18 protein-coding genes and 1 other RNA gene are annotated in these 23249 nt (G+C 69.6%); 10 read left to right on the top strand and 9 right to left on the bottom strand.

From position 1 onward, the window contains the following. The first annotated feature begins 62 nt into the window (after positions 1–62). A complete protein-coding gene (locus M0G41_RS13095; RefSeq protein ID WP_248210132.1) occupies positions 63–1721 on the top strand; it encodes a hypothetical protein in 1659 nt (552 codons plus the stop codon). A 369-nt stretch (positions 1722–2090) separates the two neighbouring features. Continuing rightward, positions 2091–2624 (top strand): hypothetical protein, encoded by a 534-nt coding sequence (locus tag M0G41_RS13100; protein ID WP_248210133.1) that lies wholly within the window; start codon positions 2091–2093, stop codon positions 2622–2624. Positions 2625–3153: 529 nt separating this feature from the next. Here M0G41_RS13100 and M0G41_RS13105 read toward each other — a convergent pair. After that, complete coding sequence (locus M0G41_RS13105; protein ID WP_343226489.1) at positions 3154–5847, bottom strand: protein kinase domain-containing protein; 2694 nt, start codon at positions 5845–5847, stop codon at positions 3154–3156. Between M0G41_RS13105 and M0G41_RS13110 the strand changes: the two genes are divergently transcribed. Genes M0G41_RS13110 through nusB form a run of 3 tightly spaced genes read left to right on the top strand, consistent with a single transcriptional unit; the run spans position 5846 to position 7434 of the window. Continuing rightward, on the top strand, positions 5846–6469 hold the full coding sequence (locus tag M0G41_RS13110; RefSeq protein ID WP_248210137.1) for an ECF-type sigma factor: 624 nt from the start codon (positions 5846–5848) through the stop codon (positions 6467–6469). The two genes, M0G41_RS13105 and M0G41_RS13110, sit on opposite strands and share 2 nt — an antisense overlap. A gap of 39 nt (positions 6470–6508) precedes the next feature. Further along, on the top strand, positions 6509–6976 hold the full coding sequence (ribH, locus tag M0G41_RS13115) for a 6,7-dimethyl-8-ribityllumazine synthase (RefSeq protein ID WP_248210139.1): 468 nt from the start codon (positions 6509–6511) through the stop codon (positions 6974–6976). Continuing rightward, positions 6973–7434, top strand: coding sequence for a transcription antitermination factor NusB (nusB, locus tag M0G41_RS13120; protein ID WP_248210141.1), 462 nt, complete (start codon positions 6973–6975; stop codon positions 7432–7434). Before ribH ends, nusB begins: the two co-directional genes overlap by 4 nt. Before the next feature lie 10 nt (positions 7435–7444). Here the strand turns inward: nusB and M0G41_RS13125 are convergent, their stop codons facing one another. Next, positions 7445–7915 carry a hypothetical protein gene (locus M0G41_RS13125; protein WP_248210142.1) on the bottom strand — a complete coding sequence of 157 codons (471 nt, stop codon included), beginning with the start codon at positions 7913–7915 and terminating at the stop codon, positions 7445–7447. 150 nt (positions 7916–8065) lie between these two features. Between M0G41_RS13125 and thiL the strand changes: the two genes are divergently transcribed. Both thiL and M0G41_RS13135 read left to right on the top strand, forming a co-directional pair. Then, on the top strand, positions 8066–9016 hold the full coding sequence (thiL, locus tag M0G41_RS13130) for a thiamine-phosphate kinase (protein WP_248210144.1): 951 nt from the start codon (positions 8066–8068) through the stop codon (positions 9014–9016). Further along, entirely contained in the window at positions 9013–9480 is a 468-nt protein-coding gene (locus M0G41_RS13135; protein ID WP_248210145.1) for a phosphatidylglycerophosphatase A family protein, read from the top strand. The genes thiL and M0G41_RS13135 overlap by 4 nt, the downstream gene beginning before the upstream one ends. A gap of 6 nt (positions 9481–9486) precedes the next feature. On the opposite strand, the gene M0G41_RS13140 is transcribed toward M0G41_RS13135, so the two are convergent. From M0G41_RS13140 to M0G41_RS13160, 5 genes are all read right to left on the bottom strand, one after another. Then, positions 9487–13833 carry an RCC1 domain-containing protein gene (locus tag M0G41_RS13140; protein ID WP_248210147.1) on the bottom strand — a complete coding sequence of 1449 codons (4347 nt, stop codon included), beginning with the start codon at positions 13831–13833 and terminating at the stop codon, positions 9487–9489. Between the two features lie 71 nt (positions 13834–13904). Further along, a complete protein-coding gene (locus tag M0G41_RS13145) occupies positions 13905–14501 on the bottom strand; it encodes a uracil-DNA glycosylase family protein (protein WP_248210148.1) in 597 nt (198 codons plus the stop codon). Next, entirely contained in the window at positions 14498–15889 is a 1392-nt protein-coding gene (locus tag M0G41_RS13150; protein WP_248210149.1) for an FAD-binding oxidoreductase, read from the bottom strand. Before M0G41_RS13150 ends, M0G41_RS13145 begins: the two co-directional genes overlap by 4 nt. Further along, complete coding sequence (locus M0G41_RS13155; protein ID WP_248210150.1) at positions 15882–16235, bottom strand: YraN family protein; 354 nt, start codon at positions 16233–16235, stop codon at positions 15882–15884. The genes M0G41_RS13150 and M0G41_RS13155 overlap by 8 nt, the downstream gene beginning before the upstream one ends. Beyond that, the gene (locus M0G41_RS13160; RefSeq protein WP_248210151.1) at positions 16219–17991 is read right to left on the bottom strand and encodes a penicillin-binding protein activator; all 1773 of its coding nucleotides are present in this window, start codon (positions 17989–17991) and stop codon (positions 16219–16221) included. The genes M0G41_RS13155 and M0G41_RS13160 overlap by 17 nt, the downstream gene beginning before the upstream one ends. A gap of 43 nt (positions 17992–18034) precedes the next feature. On the opposite strand from M0G41_RS13160, the gene rsmI reads away from it, so the two are divergent. Then, entirely contained in the window at positions 18035–18901 is an 867-nt protein-coding gene (rsmI, locus tag M0G41_RS13165; protein WP_248210152.1) for a 16S rRNA (cytidine(1402)-2'-O)-methyltransferase, read from the top strand. Between the two features lie 46 nt (positions 18902–18947). Further along, positions 18948–19321: RNase P RNA component class A (gene rnpB / locus M0G41_RS13170), an RNA gene on the top strand. Positions 19322–19748: 427 nt separating this feature from the next. Here rnpB and M0G41_RS13175 read toward each other — a convergent pair. Together M0G41_RS13175 and ppa are read right to left on the bottom strand one after the other, a co-directional pair. Then, on the bottom strand, positions 19749–20852 hold the full coding sequence (locus M0G41_RS13175) for an HDOD domain-containing protein (RefSeq protein ID WP_248210155.1): 1104 nt from the start codon (positions 20850–20852) through the stop codon (positions 19749–19751). Between the two features lie 136 nt (positions 20853–20988). Beyond that, positions 20989–21537, bottom strand: coding sequence for an inorganic diphosphatase (gene ppa, locus M0G41_RS13180; protein WP_248210161.1), 549 nt, complete (start codon positions 21535–21537; stop codon positions 20989–20991). A gap of 161 nt (positions 21538–21698) precedes the next feature. Here ppa and M0G41_RS13185 point away from each other — a divergent pair, with 161 nt between their 5' ends. After that, positions 21699–23234: a bifunctional GNAT family N-acetyltransferase/carbon-nitrogen hydrolase family protein gene (locus tag M0G41_RS13185; protein ID WP_248210163.1), complete on the top strand. Its 1536-nt coding sequence runs from the start codon at positions 21699–21701 to the stop codon at positions 23232–23234. Positions 23235–23249 lie beyond the last annotated feature (15 nt).

Consider the following 23249-nt stretch of genomic DNA (forward strand, 5'->3'; position numbering starts at 1 on the left):
CCGGGATGACGCTGGTCGCGCGCTTTCTCCGTACTCCGGGGCAGTCCCAAAGGAATGCCTCCATGACTGGCCGTTCTGCTCTTCCCCTACCCCCGTTGTTCGCCTCGCTTGCCGGGGTACTGTCCTGTCTGCTGTTTGCCGCCGGCGGTGTCCAAGCGGCCACCCACACCGTTACCCAGAACGGTGATGCCGGCATCGGCTCGCTGCGCTGGGCGGTGGAGCAGGCCAACGCAGCCTCAGCCGGAGAGGCGCAGGAGATCCGCTTCTCGCTGGCCGCGCCGTTCCGGCAGATTATCCTCGCGAGTGAGATCCTGATCACCCATCCGGATGTGTCGATTCATGGCCTTGCCACCGGCGCACTCGACAGTCCGGGACGGATTCGCATCAGCAGCGTCCGGGGAAGCGGAGTTCTTGAGCTGGGGGCAGCGGTGACGCGCTTCGCACTGCGCGATCTGGACCTTGGTCCGACGGTTCGCACCAGCGATCGACGTGGCGGCTGTCTGGACGCCGAAGTAGTCTCGCCAATCTTCAGTCAGATCACCATCGAGCGGGTGGCATTCCTCGGCTGCACGGTCAGCGCCGGCCTGGGGCCAGTGGAGGGCGGCGCGCTCTATGCCAATGGAAACGTAGTCATTCGCGATGCCTTGTTCCGCGACAATCGAGCTGAATGGCTGGGTAACTCGCAGTCGGTCCGCGGCTTCGCTGCACACGGTGGCGCAGTTGCCATGGAGTTCGGACTGCTGATCGTGATCGGCACGACCTTCGAGCGAAACACTGCTTCGTCCAACAACCGCGACGGGTTCCGGGGAGCGGGCGGAGGCGCGGTGGCCTACACCGCAGCCAACCGCGGGGGCATGAGCTTTTCCGGCACGCTGTTCGTGGAAAACACCGTGCAAGGCACGGATTGCCAGGCAGTACCGCAAGGGGTGTCTGCGTGCTCGGTGTTCGGCGACGGCGGCGCGGTCTTCAGTCGTGCTTCGTCCACGGTGCTCCGACGCAGCGTCTTCGCCCGCAATCAGGCTTTCGGTGGCTCGGCGGTGCACCAGCGCTCCTACCCTTCGGAAGGATTTGGCGGCCGCCTCGACCTCGATAACGTGGTCTTCAACGAAGAGAAGGTATATCGCGCTGTGGTGTCACTCCTGGGCGGTTCGGCGCGGCTGCGCCAGCGAAACGTGACCTACGGCGCAATCGTACTGGCCACTCTGTCGCAGGTGCCGGGCTTCCTGCGCCCGTATTACATGATCGAGCTGGCGGATGCGGGAGCGGACGTTTCCCATTCGGTTCTGTTCGGACATGTCAGCAACGAGGATGGCAGTGCGGTCGTATGGCCTTTCTGTGACCAGGGCGGTTTCCCAAAACCACCGCCGCCAATTCAGGGCAACAGCCTGAGCGTGGAGTCGCTCGATTTGGCCATGGGCACGCACAGCTGCGCGTTTCTTGGCGCTACAAGTGTCTCGCTGGCCGATGTCGGCATTCCGGAAACCGGTCGCTGGGATTTCGAGCCGCGTGGCCTTGCCCTGGAAAATGGCGCTGCCGGCGCACCCAGCCCGTCCGATTGGTCGCGCTGCTCGCCGACCGACGCCCTCGGGCGCGCCCGCAACATCGATGCGGATGGCGACGGAACGGCAAGTTGTGATGTCGGCGCGCTCGAGGGGCTGGCGATGGAGCCGGCGATCTTCGCCAATGGCTTCGAGCAGGCCGCCATGGCGCTACTGCGCTGAGGCCGTGCGTGCTGGATAGACGGTCTCGCTTCGGATTGGCGCGCTGCTCGCGCCGCATCGATGGCCGTGTGACGAAGGCCCGCGCCATGGGGTCCCTGAACGACGGTTTGGTGAAACGTCATTGCCGCGGAGTCGGGAATCCAGTTGTTCGAGTGCCGATCAACGGCTTGCAGAGCAGGAGCTGGACCCCCGCCTTCGCGGGGGTGACGAGGTTTCGAGGATTTAGACTTTCCCCGGACAGCAGTGCGCCTTCGCGGGCATGACGAGTGTTGTTCTGGCCTCTCCAAGCAGTCCAACCGTGTAGAACACCCTCAACTCACTTCAGCAAGGAACCTGATCATGAAAACCTCCCTCATCTGTAGCTCGATGTTGTGCTGCGCGCTGCTGCTTGGCTGCTCAAGCGAAGCGCCCTCCGCTGCCGGCAGCAGCGCAAGCGCCGCGGTGCCCGCGCGGTCCGCGGGTGCAGATGACGTTCTCCAGGCAAAGTTCGACCTGGAACAGCAGCTGCGCCCGTTCAAGCGCGATGCCCGCGTCTACGAAGATCCCCAAGTGCTGGCCGCGCTTGAATCCACCCGTCAGGCGCAGACCGCCTGGGTGCAGGCCCGCGACGCGCATCCCGCGCTCTTGCCACTGGTCGAGAAAGCCAACGGCCTCATGAGCCAGGCCACGCGCGAGGCCCAGACCGGCGATTCGGCGGTCGCCAAGCGACTGGCTGCCGAAGCCGCGGCGGCCAAGGTGGCGCTGGAGCAGACAGGCCTGCAACAGCCGGATCTCGCGCCACTGAACCAGGCACGGCAGGACGCCCAGCGCGCCGTGGAGATCGCGGAAATCGAGGCGCTCAAGCGCATCCCCGAAGCCCGCGAGCTGGCGCTGCGGCTTGAGGCGTTGATCCAAGCGCAGTAACGTCCCGCGCCCGACGCGCCGCCCGCTGCGGCGCGCGTGGCGTGGATCGGCGTCATTGCCCAGGACTGCTTGCCGCGCTCATCGGGCGGGGTTGGTCGTCGTTGAGTGTGGGTTGCGGTGGTCGCCGACTTGGATGGCTTCAATGGGCGCGAAGTTCGCATTCGCCCCGGTCCCGCTGTAGGAGCCAGCTTGCTGGCGATAGGCGCCCCGGATGGGACGATCGCCAGCAAGCTGGCTCCTACATTCGGGTGTTGTGGAAGGTCTTCTTTGCGCCCCACATGCGCATTCCAGACGAGGTCACGGCGCATTGATGCTCCGCAGCCGGGAAAGCCCGGTCACTGGGCGGCCGTGGCATCCGGCCGCCGTGCCAATCGCCAGTTGTCTGCACCCGCCGCCTCGGCGAGTTTCTGCCGTGCCTGAGCGTAGTCGGTCGCGGCGTGCGGCGTTGCCTGCGCGCGGCACAGGGCAAGGTCCAGCGACGAGGATCTGGCCAAGCCGTCCGGCGCATCCTGCCGGGCTCGGCTGAGCGTCAGTCGCGCCGCAGTCGAGCCTCCAGCCATTCCTGCAGGGCTTGGGTCCTGGGGCGGCTGGTGCCGTGATCGGTTACCCAGGCGGACAGCAGAGCCGCGGCCTCGCTGTAGCGATCTTCAGCATAGGCCGTCCAGAAGCGAATCTCGAGCTGCTCCATCGGCGTGATCGGCACACGCTCGGCGACTAGCGCGGCCGCTGCGGCAGCGCTTGCGCAGGCCGATGCCCTGCCGGCGCTGCAGTGGGCCTCGGCCGCCCACAGCCACGCCGCGGTCGCGCCTCGCGCCAGCATCGGCGGCGCACCCGACAACTGCTTTGCGAGTGCTTCGAGTTCTCCCACCGTCGTGGGGTCGCGCCGAAGGTCGACGCGCTGCAGCGAAAGCTGGGCCCGGAGCGGCAGCGGATGCCCTGCCGGTACCAGCGCCTGCATCGCTGCGAGCGCCTGCGCCGCGAGGTGCCGGGACTCTTCAAGCTGACCCTGCTCGAACGCGATGTCGCTCAGCACCAAGCGCACTCCTGCCACATCCATCGACTCCTCACTGCTCAGTCGCTGCGCGATGCCGAGCGCTTTGTCGGCTAGCGTCCTTGCTTCATAGGGGTCGCCCAGGCCAAGTCGGATGCGGGCGAGATTGCTCAGGACGCTGGCATAGGCGCCGGTCTCCGGTCGACCCGACTCGTGGCCAGCCTTGGCCACTCGAAGGCTCTGTTCGGCGGCGACGAGATCGCCGCGCAGCAGGGCAGAGGTGCCGAGGTTGCCCAGCGTGGTGAGGGCATGGGTGTTCTCCTCCAGTCCACCGCGCTCCCAGGTGTCGAGCGCCTCGCGGAAGTAGTGCTCGGCCTCGTCGAATCGCAGTGCCTGTAGCAGGCCCACACCCAGGTTGGACTGCTCAATGCCCAGTACCAGCATGCCGGCGTCGCCAGCCTGGGCGATCATGTCCACGGCTTGCTCCTGCATTGCCAGGCCCTCGTCCTGGCGTCCCTGCTGGCGCAGCCAGTTGGCTCGCGCGGCAAGGATGCCGCCGCGCAGGCGCGATGCACGTGGTGGCAGCGCCTGGGCAAGCGTTTCGGCCTCCACCAGTGGCGCTTCGGCGGCTACCGCGTCGCCCTGGCGCAGAAGCACCATGGCGTGGATCTGCGCCGCCATCGCCTGGTCAACGAACGGGGTGTCAGCGTCCACCTGACTGCGGTAGCGTTCGATCAAGGCGCGTGCCGCCGTCATGTCCTGCAGGTTGAAATACAGTTCGGCAAGCACCAGCAGCACACGACGACGCAATTCGGGATCATCGGCGTACAGGGTGTCGAGCTGCGCGGCGCTGGCATCGAGCAGGGCCTTCGCGTTCAGGTCGCTGCCTTGCACCCCGGTCTCGCGGAAGATCAGCATCAGGTGTTCGCGCAAGGCGTCCTGGCGCAGCGCTTCCAGCCGTGCGCGGTCTCGCTCTTCCGCGGCAATGCGTGCCTGCCAGGTCGTGCCGGCCAATGCCAGCACGAGGCCGAAGAGGGCCAGAACACCGAGCGACACGGGCAGCCGATGACGCTGGAAGAAGCGCCTCGCCACATACCAGCGCTCACCCGCGCGATCGGCGATCGGCAAGCGTCCGCGGACGGCGAGGAGGTCCTGGCGAAACATCGTGAGCGACGGATAGCGCTTTTCCGGATCGTCCCGGAGACTGCGATCGAGCACGCTGCGCAGGTCCGTGAGCTGGCCGCGGCTTAGTCCGGTGGAATCCGGCGTGCCAGAAGGCAGCTCGTGCGGCGCATCACCGAAGAGCAGCCAGCCAGCGATCAGACCCAGTTGATACTGATCGCTGGCGGTGGAGATCGATTGTCCCGCCCGCTGCTCGGGGCTTGCCCAGCCGGGTGTGAAGCCCCGAGCCGGATGATCGCGATCCTCGCCCACTGAGCGGGCGATGCCGAAGTCGAGCACGCGCAACCGGCCGTCGTCCTCAACCATCATGTTCGCCGGCTTCAGATCGCCGTGTACCACCAGTTGGCGGTGGGCGTAGGCGACCGCATCGATCGCCTGCAACAGCAGATCGAGTCGTGTGTTGAAGTCGGGCTGGGTTTCGCGCACGAGATGATCGAGCCGGCGTCCCTCGATCTGCTCCATGGCAAGCCAGGGGAAGCCCTCGGCGTCGACGCCGCCGTCGATCAGGGTGGCAAGGCCGGGGTGGCTGAGCCGGGCGAGCAGGGCGCGCTCGGCGGCGAGGTGCTCGGCGGCCTGTTCGCGGTCGAGCAGGGGCGTATCGAGGATGCGCTTGATCGCCACCTGCTGGGCGAACTGGCCATCGTCGCGATGCGCGCTGTAGACCTCGCCCATGCCACCATGGCCGAGCAGGGCATCGATCACAAAGGCGCCGATCCGCGTGCCGGCGGCCAGCGGGGTCGCCTGCATCAGCTGGCGGGCCGCCGCGCCGGTCAGCCCTTCGCGTGCCGTGCCGGCGTCAAAGGCGTCGAGGAGGCGGGCCACGATGCCGGCGAGGGCCGGATCCTCGCGGTGCAGGGCGGCGATGCGCGCCTCGCGGGTGGGGGTGTCAGCGTCAAGCAGGGCGTCAAGCTCGGCATCGGCGCGCTGCATGCGGGCTGCATCGAGCGTGGCCGCTGGAGCGGGGTGCGAAGGACTGTCCATGCTCGCGAGCATAGCGTCCGCGCCGCGAGGATCGAAATGCCGCTCCGAGGCGTGCGACAGTATGCGCATGAGCGCACCCGAGGACACCACCGCCAGCGCCGTCGCCGGCGAGCTCCAGGCCTTGATCGATGGCTGGCGCCGCGGCGAGGGGAGGGCCGCCGACCGGCTGTTCGCCCACCTCTACCCCGAGTTGCAGCGACTGGCCGCGCGTGCCCTGGCGCCGCATCGACGCGGGCCGACCCTGGACACCGGCGCCCTGGTGCAGGAAGCCTGCCTGCGCCTGCTGGGCAGCGCCCTGACGCCGGAGAACGCCCTGCACCTGAAGGCGATCGCCGCCTCGGCGATGCGTCAGATCGTGGTCGACCACGCGCGCCGGCATCTGGCCGGCAAGCGTGGTGGCGACTGGCTGCAGGTCACCCTGGGCGCCACCGCCGAGCAGTTGCCCGTCGAGCAGGTCGGGCCGGCCGACGTGGTCGAGGTGGAGCAGGCCCTGCAGCGACTGACGGCGCTGGGCGAGCGGCCGGTACGGGTGGTCGAGTGCCGCTTCTTTGCCGGCCTGAGTGAGCAGGAGACCGCCGAAGCCCTCGGCCTATCGCGCAGCACCGTGCAGCGCGAATGGCGTCGGGCCCAAGCCTGGATGGCCGTGCTCAAGGAGGGCCAGAGGGGCGTGGCGGGTGATTCACGGACATAGCGGGTAGAATGCTCGCCCGTTTTTCCCCGCATGCTTTCCATGGCCCACTTTGAAGGCGACCTGCGCATCGCTGCCGGTCATCGCTTCGCCATCGTCGCCAGCCGCTGGAACCCGCGCATCGTCGATGCCCTGGTCGACGGCGCGCGGCGCACCTTTGCCGGCAACGGTCTCGACCCGGACGCGCTGGACGTGATCCGGGTGCCCGGCGCCTGGGAGATCCCGCTGGCGGTGCAGCGCGCGGCCTGCTCCGGCCGCTACCGCGCGGTGGTCGCGCTGGGCTGCGTGGTGCGCGGTGACACCCGGCACTACGAGCATGTGGCCGATCGCTGTGCCGAGGCCCTGATGCGCGTATCGTTGGATGAAGGCATTCCGGTTGCCAACGGTGTCCTGGCCGTGGAGCGACACGAGGATGCGGAAGCGCGCGCCGGTGGCGCGCATGGCAACAAGGGTGAGGAAGCGGCGCTGGCCGCGCTGGAGATGGCGCAATTGATCGAGCAGCTGGCATGAAGACGCGACGCAGCGATGGCATCGACCCGGTTCTGCGGTCGCGGGCGCGCAAGCGCGCGCTGCAGGCGGTCTACGCCTGGCAGATGAATGGCGGCCCGGTGGAGCGCGTCATCGAGGAATTCGCCCACGAGCAGGCCCGCGAGCAGGCCGACCTTGGTTACTTCGAGGATCTGCTGCGCGGCCTCATCGCCCACGTCGAGGACATCGACGCTGCGCTGCTGCCCTTCCTGGACCGCCCGGTCGACCAGGTCGATCCGGTGGAGCGCGGGGTGTTGAGGCTGGCCGCCTACGAGCTGAAGTATCGCCCCGACGTTCCGTATCGGGTGGTGCTCAACGAGGCCGTCGAGACGGCCAAGCGCTTCGGTGCCGACCACGGGCACACCTATGTGAACGGGGTCCTCGACCGCGCCTGCAGCGAGTGGCGGGCCGCCGAGTCCGCCGCGTCGCGGCGCCGCTGAGCCGCCAGGGTCAGTAGAAGCGGCGCGACTCCAGGCCGTCCGAGAACAGACCCTCGCGGTCGATGGGCGGCCCCGGCTCGCCGCGCGCGCCCTGCTTGATCCAGTCAAAGATAAGGCCCTGCTCGAATGCCGGCAGCGGCTGGCCTGCCAGTGGCATTCGACTCCTGCCATCACCCGGCAGGTTGCAGTTGATCTTGTCGAAGAGCCGGCTCTGCAGCGGCTGTCCCGGGCGCACATAGGTGTCGATCAGCTTGTAGATCGCGTCGACGTTCTGGTCGCTGACATCCGGCCGCTGGCCCGGACCGTGGCAGTTGATGCAGCGCGAGACCAGGATTGGTTTGACCTCGGTTTGCCAGTCGACCGCGAAGGCGATCGGTTCGCCGCGCAGGTCGTCGCATTCGCTGCCCACCTGGGAGAGCGCGGGCAGGGCGGTCAGGCCGAGGGCGGCGGCCAGAAGCAGGTGTCGCGGGAAAACCGTCAAGCCAGGCTCCAGAGCCGGAGGATGCAGGGCACGCTATCCGCAGCGGCGACCCCGGCTCAAGCCCCGCGGCGCAACTGCGGACCGGCGGCGGCAGGCATGGGTGCGGGCGGCTGTGCCAACATGGCGGTTTCCGTCAGGGCAGGCTCCCGCATGGCCGAGTTCGAGCTGATCGCGATGATCCGCGAGCGCTGCGCCGCGCAGCGCGAGGTGCTGCTCGGTATCGGCGATGACTGCGCCCTGCTCTCCTTGCCGCCGGGCCAACAGCTCGCGGTGAGTTGCGACACGCTGAACGCCGACGTCCACTTCGACGCCGCGCACGCCGCCGCCGACATCGGCTACAAGGCGGCCGCCGTGAATCTGAGCGACCTCGCCGCGATGGGCGCGGAGCCCGCCTGGTGCACGCTGTCCCTGTCGATGCCCAGCGCCGACCGCGCCTGGCTGTCAGGCCTGCTCGACGGCTTCCTCGAGCTCTGCGCGGCGCATCGGGTGGCCCTGGTCGGCGGCGACACCACGCGCGGCCCGCTCTCGCTCTGCGTCACCGCGATGGGCTGGTTGCCCCACGGCCGGGCGCTGCGCCGCGATGCGGCCCGGGTCGGCGACGACCTCTGGGTCACCGGCTCGCTGGGTGACGCATCGGCCGCGCTGGCGCTGGGCGAAGCGGCCGGCCGCTACCTGCGTGGGCGGCTGCTGCGGCCGACACCCAGGGTGGATGCAGGGCGCGCCCTTCTGCGCCTGGCCCACGCGGCGATCGACCTTTCGGACGGGCTTCACGGCGATCTCGGACACGTGCTGCGGGCCTCCTCGGCGGGCGCCGACCTTCAGCTGGGCGCATTGCCCGCATCGCAGGCACTCATCGAGGCCTTCCCCGAGCGCGAGGCGCGTTGGAACCACCAGCTGTGCGGGGGCGACGACTATGAACTGGCCTTTACCGCCGACCCCTCGCAGCGTCGGGCGGTCGAGGAGGCGCTGCAGGCAGTGGGGGTGCTCGCCACGCGCATCGGCAGCCTGCGCGCCGAGCCCGGTCTCCGCCTGATGTTGCCGGAAGGCGGATCCTGGGAGCCGGCGGCGGGGGCCTGGCAACATTTCGGCGAGGCGACATGAGTCGACCACCGGCCTGGCATTGGCAGGTGCTGCTCGCGAGCGGACTGGGCAGTGGCCTGGCGCCGCGGGCGCCGGGTACCTTCGGGTCCCTGGCGGCGCTGTTGCCCTGGTGGCTGCTGCGTCCGCTGCCGGCCTGGGCCTATCTCGCGGTCACCGTCCTGGTCTTCGTGCTCGGCGTCTGGGTCAGCGAACGGCTGACCCGACAGCCCGGCAGCGAGGACCCGGGCTGGATCGTCATCGACGAATGGGTGGGGCTGTGGCTGGCCCTCTTCCTGCTGCCGCAGGGCTGGCCTTGGGTTCTCGCCGGCTTCGTCCTGTTCCGGCTTTTCGACATCGCCAAGCCCTGGCCGGTCGGCTGGGCCGACCGCAGCCTGGGGGGCGGGCTTGGCGTGATGGCCGATGACGCGCTGGCCGGGCTGATGGCACTGGGCTGCCTTCAGCTGGTCGCGCTCTGGCTCGCCTGAGCCCCGCTACTCCGGCGCCGCATCCTGCGAGCGGCAGATGTTGGCCTCGTCGCCGACCAGCAGGCGGACGATGCGCCGGGTCTGGTCCACCGTCCCGATCCGGTAGCTGAAGTCAGCGGTCTCGCCGTCGATGAAGCGAAGCGTTGTGGAGCCGATGATGTCGGCGCCCGGGCTCGGCTCGGCTCCGTCGATGGCCGAGAAGGGCGTGCCGTTCTGCTGGCGGAAGATGTCTCCACTGAAGCTGCCGTCGGGCTGGCGTGTGGTGGTGAGCAGGAAGAAGACCGCCTCGCCATCGGTGTCGTAGGTGTACCAGATCGCCACCAGCAGCTCGTCGACGTGGAACAGGGTGAGCCCCCAGCCGGCGTCGGCGCCGCTGCCGGTCCACAGGTCGGTGTAGTTGGCGGCGTCGGCCCGGCTGAGCGTGGCCGAGGTCGAACAGGCGAAGGTGCGGTTGCCAAAGGGGAAGCGGCTGAGCGTCTTGCTCTGGCTGATGCCGCCGACGGTGTAGTCGAAGGCCAGTTCGTCCTCGCCGCTGTAGCGCAGCGTGAGCTCGCCCACGGGCGTGACCGACTGCGCTGCCGGCCCGTCGATCTGGGCCAGGGGGGTCCCGGTGAATCGGAACAGGTCGCCGCGGAAGCTGCCGTCGGCCTGCGGGAAGGCGCCGGCGGCGATGAACCAGGTCGGCTCGCCGTCGCTGTCATAGGTGAACCATGTCGGCGCGAGCACGCTGCCCTGGTCGAACACGGTCAGCCCCCAGCCGCTTTCGGTCGAGACCCACCAGGTTGCCGATCGCTTGCCGCTGGACAGCGGGTTGCTGCGGGTGAACACATTGTTCCCGCCCCCGGTCAGTCCGCCGAGCAGCTTGGCGCTGGTGTCGAACGCGATCTGGCTGCCGTCGAGGTTCAGCGCCGGCGAATCTGCGGGCGCATCGGCCTCGCCGCCGGTGTCCGACTGTGCCAGGCGGACGATGTCTCCGGTCTCGAGGTCGGCGACATGGACATCGGCGAGATCGTTGTTGTCGGGCAGGGAGAGGTCGAGGTTGGGCGCATCGGAGACGAAGGCGAGCTGGCTGCCGTCCCCTGACAGCGCCGCCTGGCTTGATGCACCGGTCGAATCGCCGCCGTCCACGCTGGCGCTGGCCCGCTCGAGGCTGCCGGCGGTGGAGACGTAGATGTCGGGCAGCAGGTTGAGGTCGTCGGCGCCGTGCGCGTGGTCGGTCTCGAAGGCGACCACGCTGCCCGAGTCGTCGATGCTCGGCGCGCTGCTGCCGGCGCTGCCGCAGCTCTCTGCAGACGTGCCGGCGGGGGGACTGACCACCTGGGTGGCGCCGGTCAGCATATTGCGCAGGAGGACCTGGCTCTGCGCCTCAGGACAGCTCGAGGGCGTCGTGGTGGCGTTCTTCGCCGTGCTCTCCCAGGCCACCCACTGCCCGTCGGCCGAGAGCACCGGCGCCGTCGACAGGTCATCGGTGTTGGTCGAGGTCGACTGCCCGTCGCCGCCCACCGACTTGCAGGAGACGCAGACCGCCTGGCCGACCGTCAGCGCCTCGCCCCCGTCGTCGAAGAGTGGCGCCCAGTAGACCTGGGGCACGCCGGGCGTGCCTTCGGCGGGATCATCGGGTACCTCGGTGAACACCACAGCATTGGCGGAGGCCGAGAGCTGGGGCGCCGGCTGCGTGCCGGGTTCGGCCTCCGCGTCGGCGCTGGTGGTGGCGACCTGCTGGGTGGTGCCGGTCAGCATGTTGCGCAGGAAGACCGAGCTGCCGCCCCCCTTGCGCCGTTCCGCCGCCTGCTTGGCGGTTTCGCCATAGACGCGCTTGACGGCCGCGTCGCGGGCCACGAACAGCACGCGCTGGCCGTCTCCGCTGAGTGACGGAAGGCGTGCCGCGCCGCTGACCGGGGATTCGTCGTTGCCGAGGCTGACCCGCTCGATCTCGCCCGACTCGCGATCAAGACGGAAGACGTCAGCCTGGCCATCTCCGTCGCCGGGCACCAGGTTGCCGGCGCGCGACTCGAACACCACATAGCGGCCGCTGGCATCGAGCAGGGACTTGCGACTGTCGCCGTCGGCCTCGGCGGTGACCGCGCTGATCTGCCGCGGACGCGCGTTCACCACGACATCCTGCGGGCGCGCCTGGCCGAACAGGGTGCCGTCGCCGAGCTGGCCGAAGCTGTTGTCACCCCAGCACAGCACGCGGCCGCCCGGCGCGACGACGCAGCTGTGCCCGATGCCGAGGTCGATCCGGGTCGCCCCCGCGGCCAGTCCGGCGACCGGGGTCGGGCGCGGCCTCGATATCTGCGAGTTGTCGCCCACGGCGCCAAGGAAGTTGGAGCCCCAGCAGCGCACGCCGCCACGCGCGCCGATCACGCAGCTGTGCGAATCGCCGAGCGAGAGATCCACGATGCCCCCGGCCAGCGCCGGCACCGGCGCCGGCACCAGCCGGTCCTGCTCGCTGCCGTCGCCCAGCAGCAGGCCGAAGAAGGCATCGCCCCAGCAGGCCACCGAGCCGTCCGTGCGCAGGGCGCAGCTGTGCCGGGTGCCCAGGGCGACGCGATCGACGCCCGAGCCGAGCGAAGTCACCGGCGTCGGACGCGATCGGTTGCTGCGCGTGCCGTCGCCGATCTGCCCCTCGTTGTTGAGCCCCCAGCAGAACAGGGCGCCGGTCTGCAGCACGGCGCAGGTGTGCAGCTGTCCGGCGGCGATGAAGCGGGCAGGGCCGGGCAGGCCGGAGACCTCCCGCGGGGACGGCGCGGCCGCGGTGGTGCCGAGGCCGAGCTGGCCCTCGTCGTTGCCACCCCAGCACAGCACCACGCCGTTGTCGCGCAGCGCGCAGCTGTGCTTGCGGCCCAATGCCAGCGCCCGCACTCCGGCGGACAGGCCGGAAACGTCCACGGCGCGATCCTGGTTCTGCCCCGAGCCGTCGCCGAGCTGGCCTTCCTGGTTGTAGCCCCAGCACTTTACGCCGCCGCTGGCGGTGATCGCGCAGCTGTGGTCGAAGCCGACCGCCACCGCCTGCGCGCCGAGGGCGAGCCCGGCCACGTCGACGGGGGCCAGGCGCAGGGGCAGCGGGTCGACCCCGTTGCCGAGCTGCTGCTGGTTGTTGGCGCCCCAGCAGCGTACGCGACCCTCGCGGGTGCGACCGCAGGAATGGAAACTGCCGCCGGCGACCTGTTCGTAGACCGCGCCGACGCTGGCCAGGGGCGTGGGCACCAGGCGCAGGGTCGAGCGGTTGTTGCCCAGCTGCCCGTCGGTGTTCAGGCCCCAGCACTGGACGAATCCGCGCCGCGAATGGGCGCAGCTGTGGCGGGCGCCGGTCGAGAGTCCGCGCACCTCCGGCGCGAGGCCGATGACCTGGACGGTCGAGAACGTCTCCTCGATGCCGGCGCCGCCGAGCTGGCCGCTCAGCGAATCGCCGAAACAGCGTACGCCGCCATTGGCATCCACCGCACAGACGTGGAAGTCCCCGCCGTCGAGGGCGGTGAAGCCGCGGGCCATTTCGGGCACCGGGCCGGCGGTGGTCCGGCCTTCGGTGCTGCCGTCGCCGAGCAGGGCAAAACCGACCCCGCCCCAGCACTCGACGGCGCCTTCACCGACGATCGCGCAGCTGAGCACGTTGGCGGCGGCGATCTCCCGTCCGGGTGCGCTCAGTCCGCGCACGGCGACCGGCAGCAGGCGGTCGGTTGTGGTGCCGTCGCCCAGCTGCCCGGTGTTGTTGGCGCCCCAGCAGCGTACCGTGCCCGACTGACCGATGGCGCAGGTGTGGGCGCTGCCGGCATCAAGGCGCAAGGCGGATTCGGGCAGGGCGCGGACCTGCGCAGGGCGGGCCCGATCAACGCGGCTGTCGTCGCCCAGCTGGCCGTTGCCATTGCCGCCCCAGCACCAGACCTCACCGCTGCGCATGAGCGCGCAGCTGTGGTTGAAGCCGAGGCTGATTGCCACCGCATCGGCGGGCAGCCCCTCGACGCGCAGCGGAGAGGGGCGATCCTCGCCGGCTGTTGTACCGAGCTGGCCGAAGGCGTTCCAGCCCCAGCAGTGCACCGCGCCCATGCCGTCCACCGCGCAGCTGTGGGCGAGGCCGGCAGCGATGAAGCGGATATCTGGCGGCAGGTCGCGCACCGGCACCGGGGTGGTCCGTGGCTGGGTCGAACGCTCGCCGACTCCCAGCTGGCCGAACTCGTTGCGCCCCCAGCAGACCACCCGGCCGTCGCGGATCAGGGCGCAGCTATGTGCCCGGCCCGAGGCGGTCTGCAGGACGCCGCCCAGGCGGCTGAAGCTGTCCTGCGCTGCGGCCGTCGCCGCTCCCAGGCAGGCCAGAAGGACGAAAAGGCCAGGCACGCTCAGGATCCGCTGCATCGCCGCTCTCCCCGAATCAGCTTGAACCTGAGTCTACGCCGCTTGTTCCGCGGTGGATGCCGTGGGTGCGATCAGGCCTCCGCACCCTCGAGAACGTCCGCGACGCGCTTGCGCAGCACCGGCACCAGATCCGCCTCGAACCAAGGATTGCTGCGCAGCCAGAGCTGGTTGCGCGGGCTGGGATGGGGCATGGGCAGGTACTTCGGCAGATACCGCTGCCAGTCGCGCACGGTGTCGGTCAGGGTGCGACCGCGCTCGGCGCCGAGGAAATAGGCCTGGGCGTAATGCCCGATCAGCAGGGTGAGCTGGATGTTGGGCAGCAGCGGCAGCAGCTTTGGATGCCAGGTCTTGCTGCATTCCGGGCGCGGCGGAAGGTCGCCGCTGCTGCCGGTGCCGGGATAGCAGAAGCCCATCGGCACGATGGCCACCGAACGTTCGTCGTAGAAACGCTCGCGCTCGATGCCCAGCCAGTGGCGCAGGCGGATGCCGCTGGAGTCGTTCCACGGAATGCCCGAGTGGTGCACCCGGGTGCCCGGTGCCTGACCGACCACCAGCAGCCGCGCCTTGGGATGGGCGCGCAGCACCGGGTTGGCGCCCAGCGGCAGCTGCGACTCGCACAGCTTGCAGGCGCGGATTTCGCTGAGCAGGGCGTTGAGTTCGGTCCTCACGGCAGCAGCTTACCCGGGTTGAGGATGCCGGCGGGATCGAACTGGCGCTTGATCGCGCGCATCAGGTCGAGTGCGACGGGATCCAGGGCGCGGGCCATGAAAGGGCGCTTGGCCACGCCGATGCCGTGTTCCCCGGACAGCGTGCCGCCGAGCGCGAGCACGCTGTCGAACACCGTGTGCAGGCAGCGCTCGGCGGCGCGCGCCTGGGCCGGGTCGGCGCGGTCGAACATCAGGTTGACGTGCAGGTTGCCATTGCCGGCGTGGCCGAAGCAGACGATCGGAATGCCGGCCTCATCGGCAAGCTGCTGGGCCCGGCGCAGCAGGGCGGGGACCCGGCTCACCGGCACCACGACGTCCTCGTTGATCTTGTCCGGAGCCAGCGAGCGCAATGCCGGAGACAGGGCCTTGCGCGCGGCCCACAGCGACTCCAGCTCGGCCGTGGAGCCCGCCACCTGCCAGTCGACCAGTCCGCTGCCCCGGGCGGCGACGCCAAGAGCCGCGCAGGCGTCATCCAGCGCGGCCTCGCGGCCGTCGGCCTCGAGCAGCAGCAGCCCGCGGGCCCGCTTCGGCAGCTCAAGGCCGCGGGCCCGCACCAGGTCCAGGGCGCGGTCGTCCATGAATTCCAGCGCGCTGGGCACCACCGGCTGGGCCATGACCCGCGCCACCGCGGCCGCGGCCCCGTCCACGCTGTCATAGAGCGCGCGCATGCCCCGCCGCGCCTCGGGGAGCGGGGTCAGCCGCAGGGTCGCCTCGGTGATGATGGCCAGCGTGCCTTCGCTGCCGGCGATCAGCCGCGTGAGATCGAACCCCGTGCTGTTCTTGGTCACCGCAGCGCCGCAGCGGAATTCCCGGCCCTGGCCATCGACCGCGCGCAGCGCCATCAGGTTGTCACGCGCACTGCCGTACTTCAGCGTGCGCGGGCCGCCAGCGTTGCAGGCGAGATTGCCGCCGACGCTGGAATAAGGCGCCGAGGTCGGGTCGGCGGCCCAGAAGAACCCATGCGGTGCCAGTGCCGCCTGCAGTTCACCGTTCAGAACACCCGGTTCCACCACGGCGACGCGGTCGTCCGGCCTTATCTCGATGATCCGCTGCATGCGCTCAAGACCAAGCACGACGCCGCCTTCGGCGGCGATGCAGGCGCCCGTCGTATTGCTGCCGCGCCCGCGTGCGGTCAGGGGGACGCCGTGCCGATGACAGGCGGCCACGGCAGCCTGGACCTCTTCGTGTCGAGTGGGCAGCAGGACCAGGTCGGGCTCGCCCACCAACCGCGAATTGTCGCTGCCGTAGGCGATGCTCGCAGCCGGTCCCTGGAGGATGGCCGCTGCCGGCAGTCGGCCGCGAAGCTCGTCCAGCAGGGCGACCAGCGCAGACTGCGGAGAGTCAGCCATCGATGCGGAACGCGTCGCGCACCCAGTCGCTGCGGGAATCGCCGATCGCAACGACGTCGAAGCGGCAGGCGCGCCGCGCGTGCTGTGGGTGATCGACCAGATACTGCGAGGCAGCGCGGGCCAGCTTTCGCCGCTTTCCGGAGGTCACCGAGGCCAGGGCGCCGCCGAAATCGTGCTCTCGCCGGTAGCGGACCTCGACGAAAACCAGTACCTCGCGATCGAGCATGACCAGATCGATCTCGCCCACCCGGTATCGCACATTGCTGGCCAGCGTGCGCAGGCCGGCGCGCTCAAGTCCGGCGCGCGCCTGGGCCTCGCGGGCATCGCCCTCAGCCTTGCGGTCCATCGTCCGGCACCAGCCCGACATCACGGACCGGCCGCGGCTGGCCATTGCGGAACTCGGCGATGCCCGGTTCGCGCTGCGCCTCGCCCAGTTCGTCGACGCTGAGCACGCCGGTGGCGCCCTGCACCACGCGCCCGGCATCGCCGGCCAGGCGCAGCTGCAGCAGTGTCCACGCGTCCATGCCGAAGGCGAACAGCCGCGCCGCGGGGCCGCGGGCGCTGTCCAGATGGCGGGCCAGCTCGCGACGGGCGGGCAGGCCGGGGATCTCGTCGAACAGCCAGGGCGAGTCGACGAACTCGACGCCGCTCAGCTCGCGGTCCATGCGCGCATCGCCCCCTGCGGCGTGGACCTGGGAGGTGGCCAGCATCGGCACCGAGGACAGGCCGAAGACCTTGAGCTGGGGCACCAGCAGCCGGGCCGCAGGTGCCCGGACAGCGATGAACAGGGCGTCGAAGCCCGGATCGTGGGGAACGTTGAGGTCGACCGGCGCCGAGGTCGGCAGGCCGGCGCCCTGCAGGGCCGAGCGGATCACCGGCTGGAAGTCGATGGCCCGCTCATCGATGGAGATCGTCGCCGTCACGCTGCCGCCAGCGCGCTCGAGGCGCTCGCGGAACGCGGACACCGCGCGTTGCGCGGCGTCGTCTCCGCCCACCACCACCACAACGCGCTCGAAACCGCGTCGCTGCATGCGCCCGGCGATCGAGGCGCCCTCGTCCTCGGGCAGCAGGGCGAAGCTGGTCTGGCCCGGTGGCACGGGGCCGCTGCGGTTGAGCGCCAGCACAGGGACCGGGAGGCTGGGCTCGGCGAACAGCGCCGCCACCGCCTCCCGGCTCAGCGGCCCCACCACCAGGTGATGGCCATCATTCACTGCCCTGCGATAGGCCTCGACGGCCGACTCGGGGCTGCTGCCGCTGTCCATGACGTCGACCGACAGTCCGCCACCGCCGTCGGTGTCGAATCGTGCGGCGAGAAAACCGTCGCGCACCGACTCGCCCGCGGGCTTCAGGTTGCCGGACAGGGGCAGCAGAAGGGCGATTGACGGAGGGCCGTTGCGCCCGGCCAGGGCCGGCGCGGGTTCGCTGACCGGGCCACGCTGAAGCTGCGGCGGCACGGCGATGCCACGACCGGTCAGCGCGCGTGCGGCGTAGGGCCGCAGAGGTTCATCACCGCGCAGGGCATTGCTGCCCTCGACCAGGTCTGCATCGCGCAGGCCTGACAGCAGGTCGCGGATACGCCGCGCGTTGTCGCTGCGCTCGCGTCCCTCGAGCAGCGTGCCCAGCTCGGCGTAGACGCGCGCTGCGAAGAACGGATCCTCGCGCTCCCACGCCCGGCCGCGCAGCTCGAGCCAGCGGGCGCGGTAGCCGGCTGGGGGACTGCGGGTGATCCGCTGCAGGGCCTCCCGCGCGCCGCGGTAGTCGCCGCGGGCGAGCGCCAGTTCGGCGCGCAGCAACTCCAGCCGCATCGCCTCGCTTCCATCCAGGCGCTTCGGATCGATGCCCTCGACGAGCTGGGACGCACCACTGCGATTGCCGTTCTCGCGCATCGACTCGGCCGCGCGCAGGCGATAGTAGTCGCGGTCACCACGGACCTGCTCTGCGGCGTCAAGGTAGGCCTGGGCAGCGGCGGCAAAATCACCCTCGCGATAGAGCGCATCGGCCATCCGCGCCACTTCGGGCGTGCTCCGCTGCCCGGGCCCGCTGGCGCAGGCGCTCAGCAACGCGGCAGCCAGAAGCAGTGTCCACACTCGCATCGAATTCATCCGTGGTCCGTCGGCGGCGGGAAAGATGGCAAGATCATAGCGGATGACCTCACGCCTTCCCGACGCTTCGAGCCCGCCCGTCACCCGCGATGCAGATTCCGGGGGGCTGTGGGTTGTAGCCACGCCCATTGGAAACCTTGGCGACTTCGCGCCGCGCGCGGCCGAAACGCTGCGCAGCGTTGACCTGGTGCTGGCCGAGGACACGCGCCATTCGCGGCCCCTGCTGCTGCAGTTCGGCATCGAGACGCCGATGCAGGCGCTGCACGACCACAACGAGGCGACGCAGGCGGCCAAGCTGGTCGAGCGCATGCTCGCCGGGGCGAGCATGGCCCTGATCTCGGACGCAGGCACGCCGCTGATCAGTGACCCGGGTTTCCGACTGGTCCAGGCTGCCCGCGCCGCAGGCGTCCCGGTCCGGCCGGTGCCTGGTCCGAGCGCGCTGGTGGCCGCGCTGTCCGTCGCGGGCATCGCCAGCGACCGTTTCTGCTTCGAGGGCTTCCTGCCCAGCAAGGCCGGCGCTCGCCGTGAGGCGATAGCCCGGCTCGCAGCCGAGCCGCGCACCCTGGTCTTCTACGAGAGCGCCCATCGCGTCGTCGAGTCGCTCGCGGACCTTCGCGATGGGCTGGGCGGGGCGCGGAAGATGGTGCTTGCAAGGGAACTGACCAAGCGCTTCGAGACCGTCCTGGATGGAACGATCGGCGAAGTGCGCGAACGGGTAATGGCTGACGCCGACCAGCAGCGGGGCGAGTTCGTACTGGTGGTGGAGGGCGTGCAGGACCTCGCAGCCGCGCAGCTGGCCGAGGGTCGACGACTGTACGAGAAGCTCGCCGGGCATCTGCCTCCGTCCCAGGCTGCACGCCTCGCCGCCGAGCTGAGCGGGGCTCCGCGCAAGGCGCTGTACGGCGGCTGAGCCGGCTGCCGGCCCGGGCGGCCCGCGCGGGGTACAATCGTGTCGCGGAGTCGGCCAGGCAGTCGCCGCCGTCGCGGCATGCCGCGACGGGGGAGGAAAGTCCGGGCTCCACAGGGCAGGGTGCCAGGTAACGCCTGGGCGGCGCGAGCCGACGGAAAGTGCAACAGAGAGCAGACAGCCGAACGGTGACCCGCGCAAGCGGCGTCATGCGTGGTGATGGTGAAACGGTGCGGTAAGAGCGCACCGCGCGCGGGGCCAACGCCGCGTGGCACGGCAAACCCCACCCGGAGCAAGGCCAAATAGGGATGCAATGCCGCGGCCCGCGGTGCATCCGGGTAGGCTGCTTGAGCCGGTCGGCGACGACCGGCCTAGAGGAATGACTGTCTTCGACAGAACCCGGCTTATCGGCCGGCTCCGCACCTTTTCCGCCGAGCTTGCAGGGCGAGCCCGGCGGAAAGGGTTGTGCGCATGCGTCCTGACCCCACCCCGGCCCTCCCCGGACACCGGAGAGCGGGTGCCAACTGCCTCGGCGGACGGCGGCGTGGCAGGGCAGGGATGGGCGCAGAGAAGACGTTCATAGGGTGCGGCTGGCCGCACCGGGCGTAGCGTCCGAACGCCCGTATCGGTGCGTCCAAGACGCACCCTATGGGGCTCCGCCGACGCGCAACGAAGCCCGACTGTAGGAGCGCACATGGGCGCGACCGCGGCGCGGCGTATTCACCACAGACCGCGGCCAGAGCGAATCTCCGCGGTCGCGGCCATGTCCGCTCCTACGAAGAGCCCGGCCGATCGGGGTCGGTGGCGAACGTCTGCTTCGCGCCCGAGATGGCCCTTCCGGCCTCGCGGCTCAGTCCTGGCCCTGGTCGAGGATGTCGTCGGCCAGCTTCTGCCAGGCAGGCAGGCGGTCGAGCATGCTGACCTGGCGCAGGTACTCCTCGTCGATCGGCTGCTTGGCGATGAGCGCGCGGGCGACATGGACGGCGCCGCCGACCCAGAACCCCCTTGCCTTGGAGCGGCTTGGCTGATGGTGGCTGGCGACTGCTTCGACGATCGGCATGGGCAGGCCCCACATACCCAGCAGATAGGCCCCCGCCTCGGCGTAGTGCGGCCCGTCGCCTTCCAGCTCGCCTTCCTTGTTGAGGTACTGCACGCCCGGCAGGAGCATGCCGACTTCGGCCAGCAGGGCAGCGGTCGAGGCAAGTTCAGCGCTGCTGCCGGCCAGCAGGCGGGCGGCGAGCTGCGAAGAGAGCAGCGCGCGCTGGCGCATCGCATCGCGGTCAACCGCGGAGTTGGTCGAGTCCGAGAAGACCTCGGTTGCCAGCACCATCCTCCGCAGGATCTGCTGGCCGAGGCGGATCACCGCCGTTCGGATGTCGGAAATCGTACGGCCGCCCGAGAAGTACGCCGAGTTGCACAGGCGCAGCACCTTGGCCGCCATGGCCGGATCCTGCTGGATCAGGGTGGCCAGCGAGGCGGGCGAGACATCGGGATCGTCCAGCGCACGGGTCAGCGCCAGGTAGAGCTTGGGCGGCGGCGGCAGCTTGTCGATCCTGCCGATCGATCTCTGCAGCTCGGGTGAGCTCAGGATCTCCCGCAGTTCATCGATGCTCTCGACGGCCTCGAGCAGCTCCTCGGCACGCAACGGCTTGTTCAGGATGCGGTGGGCGCTGCCCAGCGCCTTCATCGCCTGTGACTCCTCGCTCTCGTCGAGGAGCATGATCCGCGCGGCCTCGGGATGGTGGCCGCGGATGCGGTCAAGCAGGGCGGTGCCCTCCATCCCGACCGGACGCAGCTCACAGAGCATCACGTCCACCTTGTTCGCCTGCGCAAAGGTCAGGGCCGACGTCGCATCGGCGCAGAACTGCAGCGTCCAGTCGACGCCGAGGTCTTCCAGAGCCGCCACGATGCCCTCGTTCAGACTGGCATCCCGTCCCACGACCAGTACGATCACGCCTTCCTCCTGGGTTCGGACCGCCGGCTACGGCCGGGCGCTGGGTGAAGACTACCGCAAGCGCGGGGAGCGGGTCACTGCGCCGCCACGGCGCCCGGGTCCAGCCCGGGGGCGCCGCGCGAAGGAGGGCGTCGGATCAGTAGTTCGGGCGCTCCGGGAGCTGGTTGAAGCGCTCGATCGACTCGGCAATGATCCGCTTGGCTTCGTCGGCGCCGCCCCAGCCGTCGAGCTTGACCCACTTGCCCTTCTCGAGGTCCTTGTAGTGCTCGAAGAAGTGGCCGATGCGCTCCAGCCAGTGCGCGGACACGTGGCCGATGTCCTCGATGTGCTCGTAGCCGGCAAAGATCTTCGGCACCGGTACGGCGAGGATCTTCTCGTCGCTGCCGGCTTCGTCGGTCATCTTCAGCACGCCGACCGGGCGGCAGCGGATCACCGAGCCCGGCACCAGCGGCAGCGGCAGCACGACCAGCACGTCGGCGGGGTCGCCGTCACCGCACAGCGTGTGCGGCACGTAGCCGTAGTTGCACGGATAGCGCATGGGGGTCGACAGGATGCGGTCGACGAAGATCGCGCCGGTGGCCTTGTCGACCTCGTACTTGACCGGCTCGGCGTCCTTCGGGATTTCGATGATGACGTTGATTTCGTTCGGCACGTCGCGGCCGGTCGGGACGAGGTCGAGGCCCATGGCGGATTCCTTCTGGATCGGAGGGCGGCGGCGGGCCGCCCGGAGGTCAGGGCGCGAATGATACGCCAGCCCCTGCTGCACCGCAGCATCGACGACCGCCCGCCACGCAGTCTTGCCCCGTGCTCTGGCAGGATGCGCGCAGGCCCGCATGGAGAACGCCCGTGAACGAGGAGTTGATTGAGGTCCGCAACCTGCGCATGGAGGACTACGAGCAGATGGCCGAGGTCACCCGCCGCTGCTACGCGGGGATCGGCGGCCTGCCCTGGGGACTGCAGCACATCGGCAAGCTGCTCGACCTTTTCCCCGAGGGACAGCTCTGCGTCACCGTCGGCGGCAAGCCGGTGGCCTTCGCGCTCGCCATCATCGTCGACTACCCGAAGTTCGGCGATGCCCATCGCTACGAGGACATCACCGGCAAGCTGAGTTTCTCGACCTTCGACCGCGACGGTGACGTGCTCTACGGGCTCGACATGATGGTCGACCCGGACTACCGCAACATGCGCCTCGGGGGGCGGCTCTACGACGCGCGCAAGGCCCTGTGCGAGAACCTCGGCCTGCGCGCGATCATCGCCGGTGGCCGCATTCCGGGCTATGCCGATCACGCCAGCCAGATGACTCCCAAGGAGTACATCGCACGGGTCGCCCAGAAGGACCTTTACGATCCGGTGCTGAGCTTCCAGATCGCCAACGGTTTCCACGTCCGCAAGGTGCTGACCGGGTACCTGCACTTCGACACCGAATCCAAGGCCTACGCCACCCTCATCGAGTGGAACAACATCTACTGGCAGCCGAAGACCGATCTGCACAAGCGTCAGCGCAGCCTGGTCCGCATCGGCCTGGTGCAGTGGCAGATGCGGCCGATCGAGTCGCTGGAGTCGCTGCTACAGCAGACCGAGTTCTATGTCGATGCGATGGGCGCGGTGCGCGCCGACTTCCTGCTCCTGCCCGAGCTGTTCCACATGGGCATGATGGCCCGCTTCGGCGATGCCACGCCGGCCCAGGCGATCCGCCACCTCGCCGACGATACTCCCGCGATCTGCGACCGGCTCAGCCAACTGGCGGTCAGCTACAACATCAACATCATCGCCGGCAGTCTGCCGCTGAAGGAAAACGGCAAGCTCTACAACGTCGCCTACCTGCTGCGTCGGGACGGTTCCCGCGAGGAGCAGCGCAAGATCCACATTACTCCGGGCGAGCGGCGCTGGTGGGGCATGGTCGGCGGCAACCAGCTGCGCGCCTTCGATACCGACTGCGGCAAGATCGGCATCCTGATCTGCTATGACAGCGAGTTCCCAGAGCTGCCGCGGATCCTCGCCGACCAGGGCATGCAGATCCTCTTCGTTCCCTTCCTGACCGAAATGAAGAACGGCTACCAGCGCGTGCGTCTGTGCACCCGCGCGCGGGCCATCGAGAACGAGTGCTACGTGGCGATTGCCGGCGCGGTGGGCAGCCTGCCCAAGGTACAGGCCTCGGATACCCACTATGCGCAGTCGGCGGTATTCACCCCCTCCGACTACGCGTTCCCGGGCGATTCGATCATCAACGAGGCCGCGCCGAACGCCGAGGCGCTGATGGTGGCCGAGGTCAATCTCGACCTGTTGCGCACCCTCCACGAGCACGGGACGGTGACCATCCTCAAAGACCGCCTGCCCGAGCTCTACCAGCTGCGCTGGAACGGGCCCGAAGCCAACGACTAGACCGGACATTTCCTG

It is taken from the genome of Pseudomarimonas salicorniae, from assembly GCF_023156535.1.
In the GTDB taxonomy this organism is placed as follows: Bacteria; Pseudomonadota; Gammaproteobacteria; order Xanthomonadales; family Xanthomonadaceae; genus Pseudomarimonas; species Pseudomarimonas salicorniae.